Origin of the sequence: Hallella faecis (genome assembly GCF_018789675.1) — a bacterium.
GTDB classification, from domain to species: domain Bacteria; phylum Bacteroidota; class Bacteroidia; order Bacteroidales; family Bacteroidaceae; genus Prevotella; species Prevotella faecis.
This window is the reverse complement of the sequence record NZ_JAHKBE010000187.1, coordinates 1-293: the sequence shown is the minus strand read 5'-3', so window position 1 is coordinate 293 and position 293 is coordinate 1. Positions and strand designations below refer to the sequence as shown.

Sequence of the window (293 nt, the reverse complement as noted above, 5' to 3'; positions counted from 1 at the left end):
GGCCTGTTTTGGGGGAAACGAAAAATAATCGTCATGGCAAAGGTACTACAATTTTCTGAAATAACACCAGGTCTTGCGTTCACAGAGTTTGATTTTTACAAAGATTATGAAGAGTCGTTCAAAAAGAGTGAACTCGGACGCTTTCATGCCCTCCTTCCGTTGCGTGAGATGGCCATTAGATTCGGTTTGATTGACTCTGTTCCACGCAGAAAAGTCGGTCGCAAATCTTACTTCAGCCCTGAAGGCAAGGTGGCACTCATGTTCCTCAAGTCGTATACCGGATTGTCTGCCCC

The 293-nt window shown here is 45.4% G+C and carries 1 pseudogene; it reads left to right on the top strand.

Going from position 1 to position 293, the window contains the following annotated elements:
- Positions 1 to 33: 33 nt before the first annotated feature.
- A pseudogene (locus KM934_RS13060) lies at positions 34 to 293 on the top strand (DDE transposase); the annotation flags it as partial.